The organism is Sphingomonas sp. HITSZ_GF (assembly GCF_029543155.1).
In the GTDB taxonomy this organism is placed as follows: domain Bacteria; phylum Pseudomonadota; class Alphaproteobacteria; order Sphingomonadales; family Sphingomonadaceae; genus Sphingomonas.
Genome location: NZ_JARQXA010000005.1, coordinates 357,786 through 381,122, shown reverse-complemented (window position 1 = coordinate 381,122; position 23,337 = coordinate 357,786). Strand labels below are relative to the sequence as shown.

Annotated in this window: 17 protein-coding genes; 5 read left to right on the top strand and 12 right to left on the bottom strand. The window is 66.9% G+C overall.

Features of this window, described 5'->3' with window-relative positions; translation table 11 throughout:
* Positions 1–73: 73 nt before the first annotated feature.
* The 4 genes from P6144_RS16090 to P6144_RS16075 form a co-directional block, all read right to left on the bottom strand.
* Positions 74–3,214, bottom strand: a complete 3,141-nt coding sequence (locus P6144_RS16090) for a TonB-dependent receptor (protein ID WP_277768814.1) — start codon at positions 3,212–3,214, stop codon at positions 74–76.
* A gap of 119 nt (positions 3,215–3,333) precedes the next feature.
* Positions 3,334–4,392 (bottom strand): FecR domain-containing protein, encoded by a 1,059-nt coding sequence (locus P6144_RS16085; protein WP_277768813.1) that lies wholly within the window; start codon positions 4,390–4,392, stop codon positions 3,334–3,336.
* The gene (locus P6144_RS16080; protein WP_277768812.1) at positions 4,389–4,904 is read right to left on the bottom strand and encodes a sigma-70 family RNA polymerase sigma factor; all 516 of its coding nucleotides are present in this window, start codon (positions 4,902–4,904) and stop codon (positions 4,389–4,391) included. Before P6144_RS16080 ends, P6144_RS16085 begins: the two co-directional genes overlap by 4 nt.
* 207 nt (positions 4,905–5,111) lie before the next feature.
* Entirely contained in the window at positions 5,112–5,762 is a 651-nt protein-coding gene (locus tag P6144_RS16075; RefSeq protein WP_277768811.1) for a TetR/AcrR family transcriptional regulator, read from the bottom strand.
* Between the two features lie 101 nt (positions 5,763–5,863).
* Between P6144_RS16075 and P6144_RS16070 the strand changes: the two genes are divergently transcribed.
* On the top strand, positions 5,864–6,913 hold the full coding sequence (locus P6144_RS16070) for an alpha/beta hydrolase (RefSeq protein ID WP_277768810.1): 1,050 nt from the start codon (positions 5,864–5,866) through the stop codon (positions 6,911–6,913).
* A 49-nt stretch (positions 6,914–6,962) separates the two neighbouring features.
* On the opposite strand, the gene P6144_RS16065 is transcribed toward P6144_RS16070, so the two are convergent.
* On the bottom strand, positions 6,963–9,149 hold the full coding sequence (locus P6144_RS16065) for a TonB-dependent receptor (RefSeq protein WP_277768809.1): 2,187 nt from the start codon (positions 9,147–9,149) through the stop codon (positions 6,963–6,965).
* 182 nt (positions 9,150–9,331) lie between these two features.
* Here P6144_RS16065 and P6144_RS16060 point away from each other — a divergent pair, with 182 nt between their 5' ends.
* Positions 9,332–9,466 carry a hypothetical protein gene (locus tag P6144_RS16060; RefSeq protein WP_277768808.1) on the top strand — a complete coding sequence of 45 codons (135 nt, stop codon included), beginning with the start codon at positions 9,332–9,334 and terminating at the stop codon, positions 9,464–9,466.
* Positions 9,467–9,493: 27 nt separating this feature from the next.
* On the opposite strand, the gene P6144_RS16055 is transcribed toward P6144_RS16060, so the two are convergent.
* The 4 genes from P6144_RS16055 to P6144_RS16040 are packed head-to-tail and all read right to left on the bottom strand — an operon-like array spanning position 9,494 to position 14,082.
* A complete protein-coding gene (locus P6144_RS16055; protein WP_277768807.1) occupies positions 9,494–10,957 on the bottom strand; it encodes a bifunctional 3-(3-hydroxy-phenyl)propionate/3-hydroxycinnamic acid hydroxylase in 1,464 nt (487 codons plus the stop codon).
* The gene (locus tag P6144_RS16050; RefSeq protein WP_277768806.1) at positions 10,954–11,931 is read right to left on the bottom strand and encodes an amidohydrolase family protein; all 978 of its coding nucleotides are present in this window, start codon (positions 11,929–11,931) and stop codon (positions 10,954–10,956) included. Before P6144_RS16050 ends, P6144_RS16055 begins: the two co-directional genes overlap by 4 nt.
* Before the next feature lie 22 nt (positions 11,932–11,953).
* Entirely contained in the window at positions 11,954–12,901 is a 948-nt protein-coding gene (locus tag P6144_RS16045) for an MBL fold metallo-hydrolase (protein WP_277768805.1), read from the bottom strand.
* Positions 12,902–12,960: 59 nt separating this feature from the next.
* Positions 12,961–14,082, bottom strand: coding sequence for a VOC family protein (locus tag P6144_RS16040; RefSeq protein WP_277768804.1), 1,122 nt, complete (start codon positions 14,080–14,082; stop codon positions 12,961–12,963).
* Between the two features lie 210 nt (positions 14,083–14,292).
* Here P6144_RS16040 and P6144_RS16035 point away from each other — a divergent pair, with 210 nt between their 5' ends.
* The 3 genes from P6144_RS16035 to P6144_RS16025 all read left to right on the top strand — a co-directional run bounded on the left by P6144_RS16035 (position 14,293) and on the right by P6144_RS16025 (position 18,039).
* The gene (locus P6144_RS16035; protein WP_277768803.1) at positions 14,293–15,156 is read left to right on the top strand and encodes a fumarylacetoacetate hydrolase family protein; all 864 of its coding nucleotides are present in this window, start codon (positions 14,293–14,295) and stop codon (positions 15,154–15,156) included.
* Positions 15,157–15,240: 84 nt separating this feature from the next.
* The gene (locus P6144_RS16030) at positions 15,241–15,948 is read left to right on the top strand and encodes an FCD domain-containing protein (RefSeq protein ID WP_277768802.1); all 708 of its coding nucleotides are present in this window, start codon (positions 15,241–15,243) and stop codon (positions 15,946–15,948) included.
* A 99-nt stretch (positions 15,949–16,047) separates the two neighbouring features.
* A complete protein-coding gene (locus P6144_RS16025; RefSeq protein WP_277768801.1) occupies positions 16,048–18,039 on the top strand; it encodes an acetoacetate--CoA ligase in 1,992 nt (663 codons plus the stop codon).
* Between the two features lie 104 nt (positions 18,040–18,143).
* Here the strand turns inward: P6144_RS16025 and P6144_RS16020 are convergent, their stop codons facing one another.
* The 3 genes from P6144_RS16020 to P6144_RS16010 are packed head-to-tail and all read right to left on the bottom strand — an operon-like array spanning position 18,144 to position 23,321.
* Complete coding sequence (locus P6144_RS16020; RefSeq protein ID WP_277768800.1) at positions 18,144–19,259, bottom strand: hypothetical protein; 1,116 nt, start codon at positions 19,257–19,259, stop codon at positions 18,144–18,146.
* Positions 19,256–20,380 (bottom strand): hypothetical protein, encoded by a 1,125-nt coding sequence (locus tag P6144_RS16015; protein WP_277768799.1) that lies wholly within the window; start codon positions 20,378–20,380, stop codon positions 19,256–19,258. Before P6144_RS16015 ends, P6144_RS16020 begins: the two co-directional genes overlap by 4 nt.
* Before the next feature lie 22 nt (positions 20,381–20,402).
* Positions 20,403–23,321 (bottom strand): glycosyl hydrolase 115 family protein, encoded by a 2,919-nt coding sequence (locus tag P6144_RS16010; protein ID WP_277768798.1) that lies wholly within the window; start codon positions 23,319–23,321, stop codon positions 20,403–20,405.
* Positions 23,322–23,337: the final 16 nt, after the last annotated feature.

The window sequence follows — 23,337 nt, the reverse complement described above, 5'->3', positions numbered from 1 at the left end:
TAACCCTTTCCCATATGGGCGCGCCGCAACACCCCGGCGAAGCCCGGGCGCGTTGCGACGTCGCCTTCAGTCGTCAGAATTTCTGCGAGATGCCGAAATACCAGGTGCCGCGCCGCGGATCGCCGAACTGGCTGTAGCTCGTGCCATCGAAGGGCGGCTGCTTGTTGAGCAGGTTGCGGACCCCGGCGCGGAATTCGGTCTTCTCGAACAGCCGATAGCTGCCGTTGAGATCGAAATAGATCTGCGCCGGGATCATCGACTTGCCGAGCACCACGTTGCGCTGGTGATCGGGCGTGAAATAATAGCTGTCGTAGTAGCGCGCCGCGGCGCCGAGGGTCCATTTGTCGCTGGCATAATGGATCGCGGCAGAGCCGCGCCATTCGGGGCCGCCATCGGCGCCGGCGCCGAAGAACGCCGTGCCGGCGACGCCCGCCCAGTTGGTGATCGGCGCGCCCTCGGCAACCTGGACCTTGAACTTGTACAGCCAGCTTGCGGTCAGGTTGAAATAGAGCGTGCCGTTGCCGACCGCGGTCTCGTAGCTCCCGTTGAAATCGAGCGCGCCGATATTCGCCCGGGCCAGGTTGATAATCGTGCCGTCGATATAGGTGATCGGCGCGACGCTATAGGCACCGAGCGCGCCCGAGCGGGTGAAGCGCTCGGGATAGGCGGCGAGGAACTGGTTGAACAGCGTCTGCGCCGCCGCATTGTACCCCGCCGAATTGGCGAGAAAGAGCGTCGAGGGCACGAAGTAATTGTCGCGCTTGTCGGTCTCGGTCCAGTCCACCGACAGGCGCAGATGCGGGATATATTGCGGCGTCAGCACGAAGCCGGCGGTGTAGCTGGTCGCCTGTTCGGGCCGCAGGTTCGGATTGCCGCCGGTGAGGCCGGGCACGAAGGCCAGTCCGCCGGGGATCGCCGGGTTGCCGACCGATTCATTGCCGCGCTGCGGGTCCTGCGCGACGACGAGGAACGATCCGGCGGCGGACACCAGCTGATCGGTGCTCGGCGGGCGATAGCCGGTGGCGTAGGACGCACGCAGCATCAGATCCTTGGCCGGCTTCCACTTCACGCTGTAGGTCGGGTTGAACGACGAGCGCGAATTGGTGCCGGACCGGATGACGGAGGTCGTCAGCGGGCATGGCAGGTCGAGGTCCGCCTCGGTGAGCGGGCGCCCGGTGAAGCTGTAGCAAAGCGTGCTGCTGACCGTGCCGCTGACCGAATATTTCTCGTATCGACCGGCGACCTGGAACTCGAGCGTGTTGAGGAAGGGAATGTGGTTGGCCTCGGAGAAGAGCGGGATCCGCCCCTCGAAATAGCCGCTATCGGCCGAAACCACGCGCCGCGGGCGATAGCTGATCGACGAGCCGGTGGCACCCGAGCTGTAGCCCACCGAGCCCGGCAGCGTGGTGTTCACCCGCTGCAGCTGCATGGTGAGCGTCGGCTTGCCGCCGGGCAGGCCGATCGGGAGCGGGCCGGCAAGTCGTAGCGAGGTGGTCTGCGCCGTCGAGGGCACATTCTCCTGGAACGAGCCGAGGTCAGTCAGCTGATAGGCGATCGGGTAGGCCGCGACGTCGCGGATGATGTCGATCGCACCGCTGCTCAGCCCGGTGATCTGCGAACTGACGACCCTGCGCGGGCTTTCGCTGTCATAGGAGGTGCGGTTCCACGAATAGTCCGCCGCGCCCGTCCAGCCGAAGGGCAGCTTGAGCACCGCGCCGCCGGTCAGGCGGATGCCCTGCGTCTTATAGTGGAGGAAGTTGTCCGAGTAGAGCGGCAGGGTGACCGCGATCGCCTGCTGGAACGGGTTGTTCGGCGCCGTCGCCGCCAGCGTGATGACCGTGCTGTCGAGGATGTTGTTGACCGAGGTGCCCTTGCTCTGATCGCCGGCGGCCTCGACGAACAGGTTGAGCCACTTGGTCACGTCCTGCCGGATCGCGAAGGTACCGGAGATCGTCTCGACGCCGGTGAGCACGCGCGCATAGGCGCCGGCGACGCCCGCGCTGGTCTGCGCGGTCGGCGAGAGATCGTAATTATAGTGGCCGGCATTGGCGAGCAGCCCCGCGCCCACCGCCAGCGCGCCCTGCGAGGCGACGCCGGCCGAGCCGAGCGGGACATAGGTGATCGCCGAGCCGAGCGACTGGCCGCCATAAGCGGCCTTGAGCACGAGGTTCGCACCGGTGGTGCTGCGGATGTTGGGCGTCCTGCCGAACGGCAGGACCGCGGGATTGGCGGCGATGTAGAGCTTGCCGTAATCGGTCAGATAGTCCGCGTCCTTGAAGTAGAGCGGATTGGTCTTCTGCCAGCTGCCGGTGACCATCACCCGGGTGCCGCCGCCGAACAGGTTGGCGCCGGCGGAGAAGTCGACGCGGCCGTTCTTCGCGGCGCCGTTGTAGCTGCTGCCCAGCGTGCTGCTGATATCGATCCCGCGATAATCGCGCTTGAGGATGATGTTGACCACGCCGCCGGTGGCGCTGCCGCCATAGATGCCCGAGGCAGCGGAGGCGAGCACCTCGATCCGCTCGACCGCACTGATGGGAATGCTGCTCACCATCGGCTGGTTGACGCCGCCGCCCAGGTTGATCGGCGCGATGCGGCGGCCGTCGACCAGGATCAGCGTCTCGTCGGTGCCGAGGCCGCGCAGGTTCACATAGCCCTTCTGTCCGCTCGACCCGCCCGCCTGCGTCATCGGGCCGCCGACGTTGGAGTTCAGATAATCGCGCAGGAATTCCTCGACATTGTTCGAGCCCGAGCGCTGGATTTCCTCATGGGTGAACACCACGAAGGGCTGGGAATCATCCTCGGTGCGGCGGATGTCGGTGTTGAGCGTCCAGCCCTTCTGGCCGGTGACGAGGATCTCCGGCCGCGCGCCATGATCCTCGCGCTGGCTGTCGTCGTCGCTCACCCGCGCCGGGCCGACCGGCTTGATCACGAAGGTGTTGGCATTGGCTTTTTCGAAGGTGAAGCCGGTGCCCGTGAGCAGCCGCTTCAGCGCTTCCTCGGTCTTCATGCGCCCTTTGATCGCGGTCGAGCGGGCCCCCATGACCTTTTCGCGCTCGAACATGATCGACTTGCCGCTCTGCCGCGCGAAGCTCTCCAGCGCGCTGGCAAGGTCGCGTGCCGGGATCGAGAAGCCCGACGCCGCCTGCGCCATGGCAGGCGCCGGCAGCGCCACCGCGATCGCGGCGACCGAGCTGGTCGCCAACACCGAAGTCATCAACTTGATACCAAGCGTACGTCCCATCATTTCCCCCCGGAAATTTCCCCCGGCCCCGAGATACGGCGCCTTGGGGATTAGGACGTAGGCGGCGCGCCATTCCGAACGGGATGTGGCATTTATTTTACAGATTTACCGGATTTCGTGTCGGCGCGCAGGCTGAGCAGGATCGACCGGCCGGTGCGGCGGCTCTCCACCGGATAGAGATTCTCGAGCGCGGCGACGAAATCCTCGGGCCGGTCCGCCGGGAACACGCCGCTCACGCGCAGCGCGGCGACGCGGGGATCGGCATCGAGGTTGAGATCGGAGGCGCGACCGAAGGCGCGCAGCGCCTCTTCCACCCGATCGTCGCGCAGGATCACCAGGCCACGCTGCCACGCGGTCTCCTTCTCGACATCGCCGACCTTCACGGCAGGCTCGCCTGCGACCGGCGCGACGAACTCGTCGCCGGGCTGAAGCTCGGTGGTCGGCGCCAGCGCCGGCACCAGCCGCGTCCAGCCGCTGCGCTCGACCGGATCGACGCGCACATGGCCTTCGATCAGCACCACGCGCACTTCGCCGTCCGCGCCGATCTCGACATTGAAGCTGGTGCCGGTGGCGGTCACCATCCGGTTGCCCGCCGCCACGATGAAGGGCCGCGACGGATCCTTGGCGACATGGAAGAAGGCCTGGCCCGAAAGCAGGCGGATCTCGCGGCGATCGCGGGTGAAATGCGTCTCCATCACGGTGCCGCCGTTGAGCGCGATCTTCGAGCCGTCAGGCATGGTGACGTTGCGCCGGCCCGCCTTGGCGGCGGTCAGCCGCTCGACATTGGCCAGGCCGTCGATGCGCATCTGCGCCTGGGGCGGCAGCGAGGCGACGATCGTCGTACCGATCGCCAGCACCAGGCTGGCGGCGAGCGCGCCCGATATCCAGTAGCGGTTGCGGCGCCCGAAGCTCGGCATGGTCTCGAGCGCGGTGCTGCGCATCGCCAGCAGCTCGGGCCGCGAGGCGAAGCCGCCGATCCTTGCATCGAGCGCCAATTGCCGCTCCCACGCCTCTGCGTTGCCGGCATCCTCGAGCCAGCGGGCGAAGCGCGGATCGCTGGCGAAGCGCTCGGGGTCGACGGCACGGCGCGTCGCCCACCAGATCACCGCCTCGCTGCGGCTGAGCGGCGGCATGTTGCCCGCGGCCCTCACGACAGCCGCTCCCGCAGATGGGAGAGCGCGCGGCTGATATCCTTCTCCACCTGGCGCTGCGAGATGCCCAGGCGATAGGCGATCTCGCGCCCGGTCATCTCCTCGAACCGGTTCAGCACGAACACGTCGCGCGCGCGCTGGGGCAGCTCCTGGAGCGCCGCGATGAAGCCGGCATAGGCTTCGCGGCCGAGCAGTTCGCGCTCGGGCGAGATTTCGTCGACGAGTTGCTCATGCGGATCGGCGCCGCCGTGCAGGTCGATCGGTGGCCGCGCCCGCACCCGCCGGGCACGATCGCGCAGCTGGTTCGCGGCGGCCTGGAACACGTAACGCTCGACATTCTCGATTCCCTGCGGAGTGCCGCGCCGGCTGAGCGCCGCGAACAGCTCCTGAATGGCATCCTCGGCATCCGCCGGATTGCGCAGCCGCCGGAGGAAAAACGCATAGAGCGCAGAACGATAGCTGTCCGCAATCGCCGCGACATCGGACCGCGCGGGTTCGGGGGCGGGCTTCATGGCCTGGCGGAAAGACGAAACTGCATCACTACAAGGACGCATGCTGGCGGCGTTTCCGAATGCCACAAGCGAATTTATTTGGCGCGTCGCTGCAGTTTGCCGTCGGGGACGGGGAAGGAACATCCTTGACCCGCTTCCCCTGCAGCGGGGCGAATTGCGTGGCAGTTGGGCCGGCAGGCGCTGCCCGAAGCTATCCCCTCGGCCCGGTCATGGTTTGAAAGCGATCCACGCCGCGCCGATCCGGCGGGCATCGGCATCGGGAAGCTCGGCGCCGAGCGGCGGGGCATCGGGCCGCGCGCGCAGCGAGCCAAGGATCAGATCGACATAGCGCCGCACGGCATCGGGAGCGACCGGCTGGCTGCGATGGCCGAACTCGACGAGCATCAGAATCAGCATCACGACATCGGCGACGGTGATCTCGGGGCGGAGCATGCCTTCGGCGCGAGCACGGTCGAGCAATTGCGCGAGCGGACCGGCGAGCACCTCCTGATGCGAGGCGAGCCTGCCATCGGCGCCTTCCACGCCGAAGATCGCATCGCGCACCCCCAGATTGGCGATGTTCATCGCGACCGCCCCGCGAAAGACCAGTTCGAACGCCGCCCAGGCGCTGGGTGCAGCGAGCGCCTGTTCGAGGAAACCGTCCATTTCCGCGATCCGCCCGTGCATCACGGCTTCGATCAGCGCCTCGCGGCGGGGGAAATGCCGGTAGATCGTACCGACGCCGACTCCCGCGCGGTGCGCGATCTCGTTGAAACCGGCGCCCAGCCCCTTTTCGGCCAGCACCGCCGCCGCCGCCGCGATGATCCGCTGACGGTTGCGTTGCGCGTCCGCGCGCAGGGGAGTGTCGGCATCGTCCATTGGAGCGTTCCTGAAAGCGGATTGACTCTATCCACTTTAGGGATAGGGCATCAAGCGGATAGTGATTATCCGTTTATGAGTCGCTCAGAGAGGAGTTTGGAATGCGCGAAGAGATCCAGCCAGCTTCCGGCAACGGCACGGCGTCGGCGAACCGGAGGGCATTCCTGGCATTGGCTACCGCGCCGGCGCTCCTCGCTGCGGCCGGCGCACGAGCGCAATCCGCGACGCCTTCGCCTGCCGCACGCAACATCTATGTGCCCCACGCCTATCCGGAGAAGCAGGTCGATCTGGGCGAGATCCGGATGAACTATGCCGAGGCGGGTTCGCCGTCGAAACCGGCGCTGCTGCTGATCCCCGAGCAGACCGGATCATGGTGGACCTATGAAAAGGCGATGCAGCTGCTCGAGAAGGATTTCCACATCTTCGCGGTCGATCTGCGCGGGCAGGGGCGCAGCAGCTGGACGCCGGGACGCTACAGCCTCGACAATATGGGCAACGATCTCGTCCGGTTCATCGCGACGGTGATCCGCAAGCCGGTGATCGTCGCAGGAAACAGCTCGGGCGGCGTGCTGTCGGCATGGCTGTCGGCCTTTGCGCTGCCGGGGCAGATCCGCGGCGCGATGTACGAGGATCCGCCGCTTTTCTCGTCCGAACTGACGCCTGCTTATGGCCATGGCATCCGCCAGACGATCGCCGGTGTGATCTTCCGGCTATACCGGGATTATCTGGGCGACCAGTGGCAGGTGGGCGACTGGGACGGCTATCTGCGCGCGGTGAAGACCTCGCCGGTCAAGGTACTGCAGATGCTGCCCGCCCCCGCCGAGGCGCCGCAGAGCATCAAGGAATATGACCCCGAATGGGCGCGCGTCTTCTACGAAGGCACGGTTGCGCAGAGCTGCCCGCACGACCGCATGCTGGCCCAGGTCAAGGTGCCGGTGCTGATGACGCATCATGGCCGCACCATTCCGCCGACCGGGCTGCTGATCGGCGCGATCTCGGACCTGCAGGCGCAAAAGGTGCAGGAACTGGTGAAAGGCGCGGGACAGAAGATCGACTATGTCTCCTTCCCCAGCGCGATGCACGTGATGCACGCGAGCGATCCGGAACGCTATGCGGGCACGCTGACCGGATGGGCGGCGAAGCTGCCCTGACGCGAAGGGGCCGGGCCACGCGCATGCGTGACCCGGCCCCGTCCCCCCTTCAGTATTTCATCCCCAATTGCAGTGCGATCGTGCGCGGTTCGCTGGGGATGGCCAGCACGTTTCCGGCGGGCATCAGCGGCGCCGGGAAGACGAAGCCGAAGCCGCGCTCGTCGTTGAGGTTCTTGCCGATCAGGCGGATGCTCCAGCCATCCTTGTCGCTGAGCAGGCCGATGCTGGCGTTGATCCGCTGCGACGGCTGGATGCGGATCACGTTGGCCTGGTTGCGCTGGCCGGTTTCGCTCGAGCGATAAGTGAGGTCGCCGTCGAGCGAGAAGCGGATGCCGTCGGCGATCTCGGGGCTGAACGATCCACCGACGACGCCGGCCCAGCGCGGCGCATGCGTGGTGTCGCTGTGCGTGATCGTGTCCTGCGCATTGGCATAGGTGTTGTTCCAGTAGAAGCGCATGTCGCGCCGCGGCGCCCAGGCGATCTCGGATTCCACGCCATAGGTGCGCAGATTGGTGTTCTGCACTTCGAAGGCGAGGCCGGTGAAGGTGACCAGCTGGAAGTCCTTCACTTCGGTGTAGAAGGCTGCCGCGTTGATCGTCAGCCGGCGATCGGCGAACTGGCTCTTGAAGCCGAACTCGGCCGTGCGCGCGCGCTCGGGATCATATTCGGACTTGTCGAGGAACGAGGCCGACTGGGCATAGCCGCCCGCCTTGGTGCCCTGGCCGATCGACGCATAGACCATCGCCGTGGGCGAGAGCTTGTAGCTGAGCCCGAGCGAGGCATCGACATTGCCTTCGGTCTTGGACATCGAGAAGGGCGCATAGGGCGGCAGCACGACCGTGCTGTACAGTCCCGGTACCACCGCCTTGCGGCCGAGATCGACCGACTTGGTCTCGCTGGTGTAGCGCAGGCCCGCGGAGATGGTGAGGTCCTTGACCGGCTTCACATCGACCTGGCCGAAGCCTGAGAACGCCTCATTGTCCTGGTTGAAGTTGGTCAGCGAGGTACCGGTGACCGGCGGCGTTCCCGGATAGGCGAATTTGCCGGTGGTATCGTTGTCGTAGCTGCCGTTGAGATAGAGCGCGCCGACGATGAACTGGACGTCGCGGCCCTGGGGCGAGGTCAGCCGGATTTCCTGCGTCACCTGCTTCGACTTGTCGGTGACCCATTGCAGCCCGTAATTGCCCGGCACGAAGGCGACGTTGCTGTTCGAACTGGTGTCCGACTGGGTATAGCCGGTCTGCGCGGTGAGCGTGTAGTCGCCGAGCTTCCAGTTGACCGTGAGCGCGCCGCGCTGGCTGTTCATCACGCCGTGGCCAGCGCCGCCAAGCGCCGGCGAATAGACCGAGGTGCTGTTGTCGAGATTGGTCTCGATCGTGCCCGGATAGCCCGCCGCCGCGGCCAGCGCGCCCGGCACCGGCGTGGCCTTGACGAACTCGGCGGTGGCGCCGTTGTTCACTTCGCGGGTGACCTGGTACATCGCGGTGACGTCGAGATCGGCGCTGGGCTTCCACACCGCCTTTATCCGGCCGGCGCGCGCATCGGTGCTGGGGCCGTAGCTCTTGTCGATCCGGTTCTGGATCGCGCCGCGGTTGTAGTCGTACAGGCCCGAGATGCGGACCGCGAAACTGTCGCTGAGCGGCAGATCAATCCCGCCTTCGACCCGGTTCTTGTAGATCTCGAACTCGTGGGTGGCGCGAATGTCGTAGCCGACATGGTCGCCGGGATTGCGCGTCGTCAGATTGACTGCGCCGAGGCTGGTGTTCTTGCCGAGCAGCGCCGCCTGGGTGCCCTTGATCGTCTCGATCCCGCCGACATCGAACAGCGAGGTCGAGAATTCGCGCGAGCGCGGCGTATAGACGCCGTCGACGAACAGCGAGACCGAGCTGTCGAACGAGGGGTTGCCTGGCTCCGAGCCGAGGCCGCGGATCGTGATCGAGAAGGCGTTGGGGCTCGGCGCGTCCGAGATGTTGATCGACGGCGCGACCAGCGAGATGTCGGTGAAGTCCTGCACCGCCTTGGCGGCGATCGTGTCGGCATCGATCAGGCCGACCGTAGCGGGGACATCCTGCACGCGCTCGCTGCGCTTGCGCGCGGTGACGACGATCTCGTCATTGGTGGTAAGTTGCGCTTCCGGATGCGCGGCGGGCGCGTCGGGGGTCTGCTGCGCGAAAGCCGGCGCTGCAATGCAGGTGGCCAGGGCGGCTGAGCAAGCGAGTGCAATCTTTCCTTTCATATACCCTCCCAATGTTTCAATGTTTTTATGATTAAAAAATATATTATTTGCGGAGCGAGTCAACGTTTGCCCGGCGGGATGCCAAGTGGCGGGAAACGCCGGATTTCGAGTGTTCAGGCGGCCGGCGTCATCGGCAGGCAAGGGAAGCCGGGTGCCGACGGGCAGGCGAAACGGAGGCGAACATGGTCGGCAGGGGTATTTCGGCCGATCGCATCGTCACGCGCAACCACGGCGCGGCGATCGCGGATCGCACGATCATGCAGATGGGGATCGGCGATCCCGGCTTCCGAATAAATATCGTCGGCATGGCCCGGTAGCATTGTCGCCTCCCTTCTTCCCGGCGCTCAGGCTGGGCACGCCTCCCCGGCGACCCGCTGGTGCCAGGCGGCGGCGAGCGCGTCGGCATCGCCGGCGCCGAACACATAGCGATCGGGGCGAACCAGCACGGCCTCGGCGCCGCGCTCGAACAGCCACGCCTCGATCGCCGCGCGGAACGGCGCCAGCCGGACATCGTCGAGCGCGAAGCCGGTGAGGCCGTTGCCGGTCTCGCCGCCGATCAGCCAGGCGCCGGCGCCAAGCGCGTCGTCCATGCGGCCGCCGTCCTCCGCCAGGAATTGCGGGAAGATCGTGCCAGCCGCGACGTCTCCGGCGACGAACACCCCGCCCTCGCGCCCCGGCCCGTGCGGCGGGGGCAGGGGGAGCGCGGCGCCGGCCGCGAGCGCGGCCATCATCATCGCGTCGCGCTGGGCGCAGACCTGCGGATCGCGCGAGCAGACGATGCGGCCCATGTGGATCGCCAGTTCGATATAGCTGCGCGTGCAGGGTTCGCGCTCGGTCTGATAGCTGGCGAGCAGCGCATCATCGGCACCGCGGCCGAGGATCGCATCAAGCTTCCAGGCGAGGTTGACCGCGTCGCGGATGCCCGAGCACATGCCTTGGCCGGCAAAGGGCGGGGTCTGGTGCGCGGAATCGCCGGCGAGCAGCACGCGGCCATCCCGCCACTGCTTCGCGACGAGGCCGTGGAAGCGATAGACCGCCTTGCGTTCGATCTCGACCTTGGCCTTCCAGGGTTCGAGCAAGGCTTCGAGGAAGCCCGGCGCCATGGCCTGTTCCGCCGTCTCGTCGGGCGCCAGCATGAATTCCCAGCGGTGGCGGCCCGGGCCCATGCGGACGCAGGTGGTGGGCCGGGCGGGGTCGCAGATCTGGAGATTGACCTTGGGCACCGTCTCCGGATCGACGGGGATGGTATCGACAACCAGCCAGGGCTCGTCGAACTGGTAATCGTCGAGCGCGACGCCCATCGCTTCGCGTACCGCGCTGCGCGCGCCGTCGCACCCGACCAGATAGCGCGCAGTGACGACATCGCCGCCGGCCAGCGTGACCTCGACATGATCGGCATGCTGGACATAGGATTGGAACGCGTCGCCGAGACGGACTTCGACATTGGGCATCGCGGCCAGACGGGCGCGCAGCGCGCGCTCGATGCCGGGCTGGTTGAACATGTACGACCCCGCCCAGCCGGACAGGCCCTGCGCGTCGAGGCGCGCGTCCATCAGCAAGTCGCCGGCTGCGTTGCGGAACTCATATGCGCCCGCGGGCTCGGCATGGTTGAGTGCCTCGTCAGCAATGCCGACCGACTGGAAGACGCGCATGATCTCGTGATCGAAATGCGCGGCGCGGGGCAGCGGATAGACTTCGTGCGAGCGCTCGACCGCGAGCACACGCAGCCCCGCCTGGCCGAGCAGGCAGCTCAGCACCGCACCGACCGGGCCAAGCCCGATCACGACAACCTCTGCACGCGCGCTCATTGTCCGCATCCGCATTTGCGCCCGAAGGCGGGGAACAGCCGCGCGGCATTGCCGTGCAGCACCTGCGCCTGTTCGGCGGCATCGAAGGGCAGATGCGGGAAGGCCCCCGCCGCCATGCGCGCGAGGATCGCCGGCGAGAAGGGATAGTCGGTCCCGTAAACGATCTGCGAGGTGGGGACCATCGCCTTGAGCACCGAGACTTCGGCGGGCGAGCCGATCAGCGTGAGATCATAATGCCAGCGCGCCAGCCATTGCCGCGCCTCGGCCATCGGCAGCGCGCGGGGGCCCAGCAAGGGGGTACCGCCGATCATCGTCATCCGCGAGGCGAGGAACGAAGTCGGCCCGCCGCCATGGCTGAAGATGAAGTTGATCTTCTCGCGCCGCGGCAGCGCCTGCGAATAGAGCAGGCTGGCGATCGCGCGGGTGGAGTCGAAGGGGAACTCGATCATCGGCGCGGGGAGGCCGAGGCCGAAGGATTCGAAACAGCAGGGCATGGTCGGGTGGACGAAGACGGTGGCGCCGCGTTCGTTGAGCGCATCGAGCACGGGCGCGAGCTTTTCCTCGCCGAGATAGACGCCGGCGGCATTGGTGGGCAGCGCGATGCCGTCGAGCCCGAGCGTGTCGAGCGCGCGTTCGATCTCGGCCAGGCTCTGGTCGATGATCGGCACCGGCAGCATCGCCAGCGCCCCGAAGCGCGTCGGGTAACGCTGCTTCATCTCGGCGGCATAGTCGTTGACCGCACGGCAGAGCTCGGGCGCGTGGCTGCCGGCGAGCGACACCGCGAAGGGCGAGGAGACCGAGAGCATCGCGCCGGCGATGCCGAGCTCGTCCATCAGCGCGATCGCCTCTTCGGGCGACCAGGCGGGGATGGGCATGCCGCCATCAAGAAGCGTGAGGCCTGCGCCGCGCAGAGCCTCACGATAGGCGGGTGGAAGGAAATGGGCGTGAACGTCGATCGCCTTGGCGGGCAGCATGGCTATGTCCTCCCTGGCGCGATCAGAATTTGTCGAGATCTTGGGCGAAGGTGACGGGACCCTTGTAGTTCTTGGCGATCGACGCGCGGGCGCCCTCGATCGCATCGTCGGGCAGCGCGTTATGGGTGAGCACCAGCTGCTTCACGCCGGCGCGCGACGCCATCAGTCCGGCCTCCAGCGGCGAGACATGCTCGCGGCGGAAATGCTCGGCGATCATGTCCTTGATCTGCTGCGGCGCATTGGGCGTGCCGGCGAAAACCTTGGCGAGCGCGATGTCGGGGTCCATGATCTCGCTGACCAGCAAGTCGGCGCCCTTGGCCAGCGCGGTCACCGCATCGCTCGCGCCGGTGTCTCCGGTATAGACGATCGCCTTGCCGCCCATGTCGAAGCGATAGGCGAAGGACAGCGCATCGGGCGTGTCGCCGCCGGGCGTGGCGACGAAATGGGTGTTGCGCACCGCACGGACCTTCACCGCGCCGAGATCGAAACTGGCGCCATCGGCGAGCTCGACCACGGTGACATTGCCGCCGGCGGCACCGGGCATGAAGGCGCGCATGTTGTTGCCGCCCTTGCTCGACGCCGTGATGGTGGCGACGATCCCGTCGACCAGCGCCTTGGTGCCCGGCGGGCCATAGACGGTGAAGGGGCTCGGCTCGAGCATCTGGTAGCGCTGGCTGATCAGCGCGAACAGGCCGCCGGTATGATCGAAATGGAGATGGCTGATCAGGATCGCGTGCAGGTTCTTGAGCGGCACCCCCGCCTTGGCGAGCTGCCAGGCGGCGCCGTCCCCTGCATCGATCAGGATGTCCTGATCGCCGAAGCGCAGCAGATTGGCCGGCTCGGCGCGCTTCGGATTGGGGATCGGCCCCGAATTGGTGCCGAGCGTGACGAAGCTGGCCTCCTGCGCCGCCGCAGGGGCAACGCCGCCCAGAACCGAAACCAGCAACGCAATCGCCAAACTCGTCCGCATCCCGAACTCCATGTTGTCCGCCGCCTCTTGCGGGCGCCTGTTGGTTTGAAAGAGAGTGATCAATGCCAGGGCCGGGGGGGATCCTTCAGCGCCTGCATCAGCGTCTTGGCCCGGCCGAACGACATTTCCTTGCTCGCCCGGATATTGCGCCACGCGCGCCAGAGCAGGCCGAGGCTCATCTTCGGCTTCTCGAAATCGGCGGGGACCGCCGGCCCCCATTGATAGAGCCCGCCGCTGGTGAGCGGCGAGACATCGACCTGGCGGTCCGCGGTGAACTTGTCGCTGTCGATGAAATGCTCGACCTTGTCGCCCGCCGGATCGCGCCAATAGTCGAAGATCTGGCTGCCGAGCAGATGGCGCCCGAGCCCCCAGGCATGTTTCCAGCCATGCGCCGCCAGCCATTCCTGGCCCATCGCGATATCGTCGATGTCGAGGCATTCGAAGGCGCAGTGGCTGAAGCCGTTGACGACGTTCTGGGCGATCACCAGCGTATGGTGATCGGCGGGGGTGTCGCCCCGGTCGCAGCGCATGAAGACGAGCGCGGGATCGCCGTCGCCGATCGTCTGGATGTCCGACGGGATCAGCCCGAAATGATCGATGTACCAGCGCACCACCGCGAAGAAATCGACGACGCCGAGCACGGCATGGCCGATGCGGAGCACCGTGGCCGGCTGGGCGGGCGGGCGCTGCATCGCGTTCAGCCGGCGCAGTTCGCCATCGATATTGTGCGAAAGCGACTGGCGGGGCAGCGCGGGCGCAGTGTGCGGGCCATGCACGGCATGGACGGCGTTGCCCGCCGGATCGGTGAGCCGAACCTGCTCGCCCTCCGGCCAGCCCAGCGCCGGCTCGATCGGCGAGGCCCCCGGCAGCGCGGCAAGCGTCTCCAGATCGGCGCGCGACCCGACTGCCAAGGCGATGCCGCGAAACCGGTCTTCGCCCTCGCGCAGCAGATAGCAGGGGCCATAGCCGCCCAGGCCGGAAAAGCCGGTCCATTCCCCCGCCCGGCCCGTTTCGCGGAGACCGAAATCGGCGAGGAAGCGGGACTGACGGGCAATATCGGCGCGGCTGAAGCGGACATGGGCCAGGTCGATCGCCTTGACGACCGGCGCGGCGCTGCGTGCCAGCCGCGGGTCGCTGCGGACCTTATCCACTATCGCGGACTGAACGGCATTGTCGTTCATTGCCTCTCTCGCTCCCACTCCAACCGACCGGCCAGCTGAAGCCGATCGCCCCCGAGGGCAGATCCTAGCTTCGCATGCGCTCTTTCGTCTGCACATTTCATAAAAACATTTTTTTCCTAGTCAAATCGGTTTTTTCGCTTCTATGAATGCGCCCATGGCATGAAATCCGGACCCGGCGAACGACCGGGACGAGGGCAAGGAGGAAGTCTGATGCGGCTGGTGCGCTTCGATTCTGCGCAAGGAGTGCGGCTCGGCGTGATGCGCGGGGACGAAGTCGTCCCGCTCGATTCGCTTGCGGATCGCTATCCGACGATGCTCGCGGTGATCGCGGACGGCGCGGAAGCGCTGGAGGCGATCGCCACGCTCCGCGATTCGGGGGCGGCCGGCCTCTCGCTCGGCGACGTGTCGCTGCTCGCGCCGATTGAGCGGCCCGGCAAATATCTCGCGATCGGCATGAACTATCGCAAGCATATCGAGGAGGCGAAGCGGCTGGGCGTCGCGACGCCGACCAACCAGTTCTGGTTCAACAAGCAGACCAGCTGCATCGTCGGCCCCTATGCCGATACCGATCCGGGCGTGTCCAAGGCACTCGATTATGAGGTCGAGCTGGGCGTGGTGATCGGCAAGCCGGCGAAGCACGTCACCGCCGACCAGTCGCGTGACCACATCTTCGGCTATGTCGTATGCAACGACGTCTCGGCGCGCGACTGGCAGCAGCATTCGCCGACCTTCACCATGGGCAAGTCGTTCGACACGCACGGGCCGATCGGGCCGTGGATCGTCACCGCCGACGAAGTGGCGGACCCGCACACGCTGGGCCTGCGCAGCTACGTCAATGGCGAGCTGCGCCAGGACGGCAATACCGAGCAGCTGGTCTATAATATCTGGGACCAGATCGCCTATCTCTCGACCGCCTTCACGCTCGATCCCGGCGACCTGATCGCCACGGGCACGCCCGACGGCGTGGGCGTGGCGCGCCAGCCTCCGCTGTTTCTCCAGCCCGGCGACGTGGTGCGCTGCGAAGTCGAGCAGATCGGCGCGATCGAGAATCGCGTCATCGCACCGGCGGCCTGACCCGTCCCCTGCCGCCGGGATATGGCGCCGCGGCGCCGATTATGCGACACCGGCGCAAATAGTGGTTCGATACGAAAAAGGATTATGTCGCTGATTGGAGAGATTCGGGAGCTGGAGAATGGCGGCGCGCGCAGCCAGACCACGCTTGCCTATGAGGTTATCCGATCGGACATCCTCAAGGGCCGGCACGTTCCCGAGAAGAAGCTGAAAATCCAGGAGCTTGCCGAGGAACTCCAGGTGAGCCCGGGCGCGGTGCGCGAGGCGCTGTCACGACTGGTGCCCGAGCAGCTGGTCGTCTCGCGCGATCAGCGCGGCTTCGTCGTCGCCCCCCTCTCGATCGCCGATCTCGAGGACCTGACCGACCTGCGCTGCGAGATCGAGGCCGTGGCGCTGCGCCGCTCGGTCGAGCGCGGCGATGTCGAGTGGGAAGCCAATATCCTGGCCGCCGAGCATCGGCTGCGGCGCGAGCCGGTGGTCGTCGGCGAGACCCAGGAAGCGCTCAATCCTGAATGGGTCGATCGCCATGCCGCCTTTCACTATGCGCTGGTCAGCGCTTGTGGCAGCCGCCGCCTGCTCGCGCTGCACAGCCAGCTCTACGAGCAATCCGAACGCTATCGCGGCCTGTCGCTGCACGTGAAGGCGCCGCGCGACGTCGACGACGAGCATCATGTGATCGCCGGCCTGGCGCTCAAGCGTGATGCCGAGGGGCTGGTGCGCACGATGGTCGCGCATCTGCGGCGGACGACCGATCTGATCGTCAGTGCCGCGGCCCAGACCAAGCGGGTCGCCTGATTACATTTATTCTATCAAAAAATATTGATTCTTGACGAGCCGCCCGAATAGGGTCGGTGCGAGCCGGCGGGTAGCGCCGGCCGCAGGAGAGTCGCCAGAATGACCACGCTGATCGCGCAGTTCCGACAGGCGCTTGCCGCCGCCGGCCATCCCGAATTCGCGGACTTCGAGGCGCTGCACCGCTGGTCGGTCGAGCAGCCCGAGGCATTCTGGCGGGCGCTGTGGGAGTTCGACGCGATCGAGTCGCCCGACACGCCCGGCCGGGTGCTGGCCAGTGACGCGATGCCGGGCGCGATATGGTTTCCCGGCGTGCGGGTCAATTATGCGCGGCAGGCACTGCGCCATGCCGCTGCCGGGCAGGCATCGGGGCATCCGGCGATCATCGCCGAGGATGAGCGCGGGGCGGTCGAGACGGTCGAATGGCGGGAGCTGGCGCGCCGGGTGGCGGCGTTCTCGGTGTCGCTGCGCCGGCTGGGGATCGGGCGCGGCGACCGCGTCGTCGCCTATCTGCCCAACCGGCCCGAGGCGGCGGTGGCGTTCCTCGCCTGCGCGGCGATCGGCGCGATCTGGGCGATCTGCGCGCCGGACATGGGGGTGCCGGCGATCCTCGAGCGTTTCCGCCAGATCGAGCCCAAGCTGCTGATCGCCACCGACGGCGTGCATTATGCCGGGCGCGACCTCGACCGCAGCGACGTGGTGGCGCAGCTGCGGGCCGAGCTGCCGAGCGTCGAGGCGCTGGTGCTGGTGCGATCGGGGCTGGCGACGGGCGATATCGGCGATGCGCTGGATTTTGCGGCGATGCAGGCGATCGACGGGGAAGAGGTTGAGAATTTCGAACCCGAATGGCTGCCCTTCGATCACCCGTTGTGGATCGTCTATTCGAGCGGCACCACCGGCAAGCCCAAGGCGCTGGTGCATGGCCATGGCGGCATCCTGCTGGGCGGCGCGGCAGGGCGCATCCATAGCGACCTGGGCGCCAGCTATGATCCCCGCACGCCGGGCGAGCGCTTCCACTGGTTCAGCTCGACCGGCTGGATGATGTGGAACACCCAGATCGGCGGGCTGCTGGCGGGCGCGACGATCTGCATCTTCGACGGCAGCCCGGCGGGTTCGCGTGACGCACCCGACTGGGGAACGCTGTGGCGCTTCGTCGCGCGCAATCGCGTCACCTTCTTCGGCTCGGGCGCGCAATTCTATTCGATGTGCGCCAAGATGGGGCTCGACCTGGCGGCGCAGGGCGACCTCTCGGCGTTGCGCGCGCTGGGCAGCACCGCATCGCCGCTGCCCGCGGCAGTGCAGACCGGCATCTCCGCTGCGCTTGCCGGTGCCGGAGTGCCCGGCATCTGGTGGTTCAACAGCTCGGGCGGCACCGATATCTGCGGCGCCTTCTGCACCGGCAATCGCGAGCTGCCCGAAGTGCCCGGCAAGCTGCAATGCCGCCAGCTCGGCGCGGCGGTGGAGGCATGGGACGAAAGCGGCAGGGCGGTGACCGACGAGGTCGGCGAGCTGGTCTGCACCCGCCCGCTGCCCAACATGCCGCTGTTCCTGTGGGGCGATGCCGATGGATCGCGCTACCGCGATTCCTATTTCGACACCTATCCGGGCGTGTGGCGGCACGGCGACTGGCTGAAGATCGAGCCCGACGGCACCTGTGAGATATTCGGGCGCAGCGATGCGACGATCAATCGCGGCGGCCACCGGATGGGCACCAGTGAGATCTATGCCGCGATCGAGCAGCTCGACCAGGTGGCGGATTCGCTGGTGGTCGATGTGCGGGTGGCGGAGGGCGACAGCCAGCTGCTGCTGTTCGTCGTGCCCGGCGGCGGCGCGCGGGCAAGCGATATCGCCGATCTGCTGCGCGGCACGATCCGCAGCGCGCTGTCGCCGCGCTTCGTGCCCGACCGGATCGTCGAGGTGGCGGCGGTGCCGCGCACGCTCTCCTCGAAGAAACAGGAACTGCCGATCAAGCGGCTGTTCGAAGGCGTGGCGCTTGCCAAAGTGATCGATCCCGCGGCGATGGCCAACCCGGAATGCCTGGACGAATATGTTGCGCTCGCGCGCGTGTTCAAAGCCGCCGCGGCGCCGGCCTGAAGGGCACCCCGCGGCGAGGCACATCGGGTTTCGATGCCTCGCGCCATTGGCGATGAACACACGCGCGCCCGATCTACGCCTTAAGGACGCGTGTCTGCCGGCCTCTACGGCTTTTGCAGCGCCCGAAAGTCATCGATCCACGCATAGCCGAATGCCGCGCTGCCATCGGGATTGGGCCGGACGGTGCGGCTGGCGAAGACGCTGTTGAGCAGCCAGGGCGTGGTGGCTTCGCCGAAGTTGCGGCTCATCGAGCTGGCCTGCTTGAAGCCATAGGTGGCGACGGCCAGCCGGCCCGAGGCGCGGAAGATCGCCATCTGATCGCGCAGATAATGTTTGTGCGCTTCGAACCACGGGCTCTGCGCCAGGAAGTCGTCCCATTCGGGCTTGGGGAAGGGGGCGTTGAGCGCCGCCTTGATCACCTGCCAGTTCCTGGCGTCGGGCGGCAGGCGATATTGCGCGAGGAACGCGGCCGGCGCCGCGGCCTTCATCTGCTGCTCCCACCAGCGCACGATCGAGAATTCGGTGGCGATGAACTTCTGGTCCGGTCGCATCCGCGCGGTCACATAGTCGACGAAGATGCGCGAGCCTTCGATGTCGGGAAGGTGTGGGTGGATGTCGACACCGTCGATCTCGGGCGTCGCCTTGACGAACGCCATCCAGCGCTCGGTCGAGGCCGTGCGGTTGATCGCCAGGTCGAGCCGGTTGAGCGCGCCCATGTAGAGATGCGTCCGGCAGCCGCTTGCGCAATGCGCCTTGCGATAGGCGATCGCGCGGTTCGCCAGCGCTTCGTAATAGACGTTGAGATCGAGGTCGCGGTCCTCGCGCCGGCTCTCGATATAGGGCTCGTTGCCGATCACCAGCATGTCGACCTTGCCCATCACCAGCGGCAGCACCTGATCGAGCCACGCCGTCTCGCGCGCCATTTCGGGGTTGCCCGGCGCCGGGAAATCCTGCCGGTTGCGCGGGAACTTGAGCGAGAGGATCGTCTTGTAGCGGCCCGACACCTTCAGGATGGTCCGTACCGCGCCATGCTCGGCCGCGGGGATGCGGTCGAGCTCGGGCATGGTCAGGAACAGGCGGACCCAGCGCGCGCCGGCCTTGTCGAGGTCGCGGCTGTCCACGTCCTCGAAATGCTCGTTGTAGTTGGCGCCGAGCGCGCCCTGGGCCTGCGCCGCCCCGATGCTCAGCAGCGCGGCGCAGGCCGTGAGCAGGGTCTTCATGGCTTCTGCACCGCCTTGAAATCGTCGATCCAGCCATAGTTGAACGCCGCGCTGCCGTCCGGATTGCGCTTGACGCTGCGACGCATGACCACGCTGTTCAATTGCCATGCCGCGGCGCCCGGGCTGAGCTTGTCCGCCGGGGCCAGGCCCTGGGGGAAGGCGATGGTGGCGACGGCGAGGCGGCCGGTTTCCCGGAAGACCTGCATCTGGCTCGCGATGAAATGCTTGCGGCTCTCCAGCCAGGGGCTCTGCGACAGGAACTCGTCCCACTGCGCCTTGGAGAAGGGCGTCTCGAGCGACGCCTTGACGATCTGCCAGTTCTGCGCGTTTCGCGGCGCGCCATATTTGTCGGCGAAGGCCTTGGGGATCTCGGTGCGCATCGCCTGTTCCCAGGTCTTGACCAGCGAGAAGTCGGTCACGACGAACTTCTGGTCCGGGCGCATGCGCGGCAGGATGTATTTCAGATAGGCCTTGGACTCGTCGACTTCGGCCACATGCGTCTGGATCGCCACGCCGTCGATCTCGGGCGTCGCCTTGACGAAGCTCATCCAGCGATCGACCACCTTGCCGCGCTCGGCGGGCATTTCCAGCCGGATCAGCGCGCCCATGTAGAGGCGCGTCTTGCAGCTGGCCGCGCAGTTCTTCGCGCGATGCTCGATCACATGCTTCGCGATCGCTTCGTAATAGGCGTTGAAGCTGTCGTCGCGGTTCTTCTCGGGGACCTCGAGAAAGGGATCGTTGCCGATCACCAGCACGTCGACCTTGCCGGTCACCAGCCCGAGCACCGCGTCGAGCCGGGCGATGTCCTTCAGCCAGGCGTCACTGCCCAGCTGCGGCGGGATGGTGCCGACATAGCCGAGCTTGAGCGACAGCACGGTGCTGTAGCCCTTTTCGGAGACTTCGAGGACCTTGTTGAGCACGCCGTTGCTGCCGACGCCCTTGTCGAGCTGGGGCAGGGGCAGCGACATCCGCACCCATTTCGCGCCGGAGCGCTCGAGGTCGCGATAGTCCAGCTCGCCGAACTGGTCGTTGTAGCTGGCGCCGAGCGCGCCCTGGGCGTGCGCGGGCAGGGCCGTGGCGGCGCCGAGCAGCGCGGCGCCGATCATCAGTGACTTCAACATCCTTCCCCCTTGTTTGCTTGGCTTATTTCGCGATGGTCTCCGGCGGCGCGAGATAGGCGGTGGCGAGCCCGCCCAGATCGAGGACGAGCGAGTCGAGCACCACGCCCGGATCGAGCGCGTAGATGCGCAGCCGATGCTCGCCGGCGGACAGCGTCGGCCAGTCGGTGACCGAGGTAATCGCGTTGCGCTCCACCCCGTCACTCCAGTCGCGCTTGGCTTCGGCATCGACGAGCTGGATCGGACCGCCATCGATCGAGACGGCGTAGCGCAGCTTGTTCTCGGCATTGAGCGCGAAGCTGGGCATCAGCGTGGTGCGCAGCTTGGCCGCGCCCGCATTGGTCACGCGGAAGCGATATTCGGCATAGGGCGCCTTGGCCGGATCGGCGGCGCTGGGCAGATCGACGCTGCTCTGCAGCGCCAGGCCCGAGCGGCCGAGCCGAGGCATGTCCTGCCAGCCGAGCCCGCCGACCGCCTGGAGCTTCGCATAGCGCTGCGCCGAGAAGGCGATGATGCCATTGTCCTCGACCAGCATGCCCCTGGGCGCGGCAAGGTTGCGCGCGGTGACCGCGATGCTGCGGGTGGCGCCTGCCGCCGAGACGGTGACGCTGCCGGTTGCAGTCTCGCCTGCCTTGAGCTTCGCCCAGTCGATCGAGACCCAGAGCCGCTGGTCGCCGCCGGGCTGCATCTCGCGCTCGATGCGGATCCAGGGCGCGGAAGGCGTGGCGGCGATGTCGAGCGGGCCGGTGCCGGTGTTGAACGCATCGATGAAGTGGCGTGCATCGGTCGCGCGCTCGAAGCCGGGCAGCCGGTCGCCGGGCGCGCCGGGCGTGCGCCAGCGCTGGACGCGCAGCCTGGTGTCCGCGGCCTCCGCTGCCTTGGCCGGATGCTCTGCCCAGGCATCGATCGAACCTTCGACAGCAACGCCAAGCCCGGGCGCGGCGGCGGGCGTCACCCGGCCGAGCGGCGGCATGTTGAACACCGCCTGATAGCGTGGCTCGTCGTGCATGAAGTGCGCCCATTGGCCGCCGCCGACCGCATTATAGGCCTCGGTCGCCGTCTTGGTGCGCTTGTACGCGTCGATCGCGGCATCGGCATAGAGATTGGCACTGGCCCGGCCCTGATGCGCGTAGAGGAAGCTGCGATCGGCATCGAGCATCTTCACGTTCATCATTGCGCTGCCGCGCACCGGATAGAGCACCAGGTGATAGAAGCCGTCGCGCTTCCCGGCCGGCAGCCTGGCGGCGATCTCCTCGGCGCGCTTGTCGAGCTCGCGGAACTCGGCGGTGCGCCTGCCGGCCTCGTCGCCATAGGCGACCGGCGAGAATTCGGTGGGCCGCGGCGCGGTCTCGGCGTCGTTCCAGCCCATATGCTCGGGCTTGCGGGCATAGTTGAGCCGGTAGAAGTCGCCGAGCAGCGCGGCGATCGCATCGGCCTGGTCAGGCCCGAAATTCTCGGTCGCCCACTGCTTCAGCCAGCCCTGCTGGCCGAGCTTCGCGGTGCCTTCGTAATCATAGGCGAGGTCGAGGAAATAGTTCAGGCCCTTTTCGCCGGGCTTGATGTCCCCGACGTTGAGCACCCAGAGGCGCTTCGAATTGGTGGCATAGGCCTTGCCCATCTCCTCGCCGATCAGCGCGGGCGGGGTGGTGTCGAGCCACAGATAGTCGTTGGGCACGCCCCAATAGGAGATGTGGTAATAGACACCGCCGCCGCCGGGGCGCTGCTGCTCCGCCTTGGTCGAGAGCTGGCGGATATAGCCGTAATTGTCATCGACCCAGGCGAGGGTGACATCCTCGGGCACCTTCATGCCCTTGCGGTAGATGTCGAGCACTTCCTTGTAGGGCACGAAGATCTGCGGGACCTTGGTCGGGTCCTCGCCGACCTCGCTGAGCAGGCCACGCTGGTCGCTCACCACCCTTTCGAGCAGCCGGACCCCGTCGAAGCCCTTGTTCATCTCGGCCGGGCTGTCGTGGATACCGCGCATGCCGACGGTATAGACATTCTCATACTGGTGATTGGCCTGCACCCGGTCGCGCCAGTACTGCAGGATGTTCTTGCCGTTCTTGGCGTAATTGAACTCACCGCGCTGCTCGAAATTCCACTCCGCAACATTGTCGCGCAGCATCGGCTCGGCGTGGCTGGCGCCCATCACGATCGCGTAGCGATCGGCCATCGCGGCATTGCCGTCGACCTGGTTGAAGGCCGAGCTGACCTTGTGCATCGCCGGCCACAGGAAATTGGCGCGCAGCCGCAGCAGCAGCTCGAAGACATGCGCATAGGTGGTCGGCCCCATGTCGCCGGTCGGGTCCTTTGCCGTCGCCCAGGGGCGGATCGACCAATCCTCGTCGTTAATGAACAGCCCGCGATAGCGCACCGAGGGCGAGCCCTGGACGATGGTGCCGCCGCCGATGCGCAACCGGTCCTGGTGCGCGGGCGTGACGTTCGCCCACCAGACCCAGGGCGACACGCCGATCTGCTCGGAGAGGCGGAAGATGCCGTATGCGGTGCCGCGACGATCCGCCCCGGCGATCACCAGCGCGCGCTCCACGCCCGGCACCGGCTTGTCGACCACCGCGATCGTATAGGCCTCGCTCTGGCCCGCCACCTTGTCGACCGTGATGCGCCTGTCGGCGATCAGCCTGTCGATCAGCGGCGAGCCGCCGATCGTGCCGGCCAGGATCGCCAGCTTGCCCGAAGGCGCTTCCTGCGAGACCCTGGGCTTCACGCCCGAGACGCGCTCGACATCCCCGGCAAAGGCGCGCGCGGCGATCTCGACCACCGGCGCATCGCCCGCGCTGAGGAAGATCGTCGGCGCGGCGCCATCGGCGACCAGGTCGAAGCCGGGGGCAGGGGCGGGCGCCTGCTGCGCCAGTGCCTCTGCCGGCAGCATGCCGGGAACGGTCGCGGCAAGGCTGAGCGCAGCCAGGATGCGGACAAGGGCCAAATCTACTCTCCTGCTT